The 3,730-nt window shown below is 69.7% G+C and carries 2 protein-coding genes; both read right to left on the bottom strand.

Annotated features, from left to right (window positions below; translation table 11 throughout):
• Positions 1 to 22: 22 nt before the first annotated feature.
• Positions 23 to 2,692, bottom strand: coding sequence for a penicillin acylase family protein (locus RTM68_RS17620; protein WP_312173463.1), 2,670 nt, complete (start codon positions 2,690 to 2,692; stop codon positions 23 to 25).
• Positions 2,693 to 2,838: 146 nt separating this feature from the next.
• A partial coding sequence (locus RTM68_RS17615; RefSeq protein ID WP_312173460.1) for a YhgE/Pip family protein occupies positions 2,839 to 3,730 on the bottom strand: 892 nt, incomplete at its 5' end.

Genomic DNA, 3,730 nt, shown 5'->3' with positions numbered 1-3,730 from the left:
ACCGGCGACCGAGCGCGAGCGTCTACCTGGCCGGAGTCAGCACGAGCGTCTGCCGCGCCGCGGCATCCACCGCCTTCGTCGACGACGCCCACGGGCGCTGCGTTCCGGCCGCCCAGTCGGCGGGCTGGTCGGTGTAGTGCTCGTGGAAGGCGTGCCCCGAGGCTCCGGTGAGGTGGATCCAGGTCGAGTCGTCGAAGTCCGCGAGGTCGACCACCATGCGCATCGAGGGCACCGTGGTCGTCGCGTACGAGGTCCCCAGATCCCATCCGGTCGCGTTGACGATCGACGCGCCGCCCCCGACCGCGTACGGACCACGGTTGAAGAGAGCCTCGATCGGGGCGATGCCCGACGAACCGAGCGTGTCGCTGGTGAGGGTGATCGCGTGCAGATCGCCCCACTTCCAGGCCTCGACGTTCGTTCCCTGCAGCGCCGACAGCTCGTCGTACGCCTCTTCGGCGGAGAACGCGAGCATCTCGTCCATGCTCGTGACGCCGAGCTGCGGATTGGCCCACAGCCGGTTCGACGGGTCGTCGAGCAGCGCCGACACCACCGTGAACAGCCGCCCCTGGCCGCCGATCGGCAGCGGTTCGTCGCGTTCGGCGAACATGTTCTGCACCAGGTTCGACCACAGCACGTTCGCGTAGGCGGCCGCGGCCGACGACGCCGTGTTCTGCGCGTTCCAGGAGCGGAGCAGATCGACGGCGTCCTCGACGCCCGCCCCGTCGACCTCGACGCCGTCGAGCGCGGTGGTCAGACGCTTGCCGATCCACATCTCGCTGTCCATCTGGATGTCGCGCATGCCCTGCGCGGTCAGCGGCGCCGCGGCGGCGCGTCGCTCGATCAGGTCGACGATGCGGGCGGCCCGGTAGCCGTAGTCCCAGTCCCTCGTGAGGAAGTAGTCGTAGTCCTCGGTCACGATCGCGTTGTTGGCGGTCACGATGTACCCGGAACCGGGGTTGTACGAGACCGGCAGCTCCTCGAACGGGATGAACCCCGTCCAGTCGTAGGCGCTGTCCCAGCCGGGCTGCGGCAGCCATCCGTCGCCGGCTCCGCGCACGGGAAGGCGTCCGGGCGCCTGGTAGCCGATGTTGCCTTCGACGTCGGCGTAGATCAGGTTCTGAGCGGGCACGTCGAACAGCGATGCGGCACGACGGAAGTCGTCGAAGTCCTGCGCGGTCGAGAGCGCGAAGATCGCGGTGGCGCTGGTGCCGGGATCCAGGGCGGTCCAGCGCAGGCTCAGCGCGTACTCCGATCCGTCACCCCCGGGCGGGGTCAGGCCTGCCCCTCCGGCGGCGAGGCCGGGCTCGGGAGTCTCGGCGATGGCGGTGAAGTCGTCGGTGAGACCCGAGATGATCGGCCCGTGCACGGTCGACCTGATGGTGAGCTCGATGTCGTCGCCGCCGGCGACCTTGATGGTCTCGGTGCTCGTCTCGAGGGGCACGAGTGCGCCGTCGCGCCAGTACTGGTCGCCCTCGATGCGCTCGACGTAGAGGTCGGTGACGTCGGTCGTCAGATTGGTGAATCCCCACGCGACCTGGCTGTTGTGGCCGATCACGATGCCGGGGAGTCCCGAGAACGAGAAGCCGCCCACGTCGAACGGGCACTCGGCGGTGACCTCGGAGCACTTCAGCTGCACCTGGTACCAGACCGAGGGGAGGGATGCTCCGAGGTGCGGGTCGTTGGCGAGGAGCGGCATACCGGACGCGGTGAGGTCGCCGGAGACCACCCAGGAGTTCGAGCCGATGCCCTCGCCGACATCGCCGACCAGCAGGCTGGCGGCCTCGATCACATCGGATGCCTCGCGCCAGTCGATCGTGGTGACGGCGTGCTGCATCTCGGCGCCGTCGTCGTCGGCGCTGAAGGCCGCGGGCTCGGCGTCGGTGCCGACGGCGGGGACGCGGGAGATCTCGGGGACGATGACCGGATTCTCGTCGAACGGGTAGTCGGGGTAGAGCTCGTCGAGCGTCTGCCGCGTCGTCGCGGCATCCGAGCCGTCCGCGAGCTGGGCGGCGAGCAGGGCACGCTCGGTCTCGTCCTCGATGTTCGTGCGGAGGTCCCAGGCCATGGCCTTCAGCCAGGCGACGGAATCGGCGGGTTCCCACGGCTCGGGCGTGTAATCGGGGTTCTGCATGCCGATGACGGCGTACTCGAGCGAGAGCTCGGCTCCCGAGCGCGACTGCAGGTAGGCGTTGACGCCGTCGGAGTACGCCTCGTAGTAGCCGAGGGTCACGTCGTCCATCGCCGCGACCTCGGCCTCGGCGACGGTGCGCCAGCCGAGCGTCCGCAGGAACGCATCGGTGCCGGCCTGCGACTCGCCGAACATCTCGGCCACCCGCCCGGCCGTCACGTGCCGACGGAAGTCCATCTCGAAGAACCGGTCCTGCGCGTGCACGAAGCCCTGTGCGTAGAAGAGGTCGTCGGTCGAGTCGGCGGTGATGGTCGGCACCCCGAGCGCATCGCGCTGCACGGTGACCTCGGCCTGCAGCCCGTCGAGCGGGATCTCGCCCTCGGTCTGCGGGAAGGATCGCTGGATCGTCCACGTCACGAAGAACGCCGCGGCGACCGCGACCACGACGATCGCGGCGACGACGAGGAACGCGATCCGTCCGATGCGGGCGGCGAGCGACCGGCGCGGAACGGCGTCGGAGTGGTGCGGAGTGTCGACGATCTCCGTCGAGCCGGTTGTCATCATCGAGAACTCTTTCGGGTGGCGCGGTGGGACTCAGTCCCAGAGAGCCCCCGAGTGCGTATCACGACTGCACTCCCGGCATCCTATCCATAGCCGGCATATCGCCTACAGGGGCAGATGTGCGGGACCGGGAGGGTCCCGCACATCGATCACCCGATCAGGCTCGGCTGCAGGTCGCGCAGGGTGCGCCGGTGGGTCATGCGCGTCACGCCGATGGCGGCGAGCGTCAGGGCGCCCACGAGCCACATGCCCAGCACCGCCAGATCCCAGCCCGCTCGGGCGAGATCGCCGCCGTACATGAGCTGGCGCATCGCGTCGACGACATAGCCGAGCGGCAGCACGTGATGCAGTGCGGCGAGCGGCGCGGGCAGGGTCTGCCAGGGGAAGGTGCCGCCCGCGGTCACCAGCTGCAGCACCATGAGCACGAGACCGAGGAACTGGCCGACCGACCCGAGCCACACGTTGAGGGCGAGGATGATCGCCGCGAACGTCGCCGACGCCACGATCATCACCCCGAGGGTGCCGACCGGGTTGTCGAACGTGAATCCGAGCGTGATGGCGAGGATGCCCATGAGGCCCAGCATCTGCACGGCGCCGAGCATGGCGGGTGTCAGCCACCCCGCGAGCGTGACGCGGATCGGCGAGTGGAGAGCCGTGACCGCGCGCCGCGAGATGGGCTTCACGATCAGGAACAGGGCGTAGATGCCGATCCAGGCCGACAATGCCGCGAAGAACGGTGCGAGACCTGCGCCGTAGTCCTCGGCCGACGCGACCTTGTCGCTCGACACCTTCACAGGGTCGGCGATCGTGTCGGCCTGCTGCGTGCGGAGCTCGGGGGTGGATGCCGGAATCGCGTCGACGCCGTTCGACAGGCCGTCACGCAGCTCGGCCGTGCCGCTCGCCAGGGTGCCGAGCCCATCGCGCAGCTGCGCGGCGCCGTCGTTGGCCGACGCCGCTCCGGTCGCCACCGAGCCCGCGCCGGATGCCAGTTGCGAGGCTCCGGATGCCACGGCGGCGGCACCGTCTGCGAGCTGATCGACC

Origin of the sequence: Microbacterium sp., from assembly GCF_031988965.1 — a bacterium.
In the GTDB taxonomy this organism is placed as follows: domain Bacteria; phylum Actinomycetota; class Actinomycetes; order Actinomycetales; family Microbacteriaceae; genus Microbacterium.
The sequence above is the reverse complement of the archived record's forward strand: the minus strand, read 5'-3'. Positions and strand labels throughout refer to the sequence as shown.

What these genes read in the sequence shown, in the direction of transcription:
- RTM68_RS17620 (WP_312173463.1), bottom strand. Translation starts at nt 2,692, where the DNA reads ATGATGACAACCGGCTCGACGGAGATCGTCGACACTCCGCACCACTCC.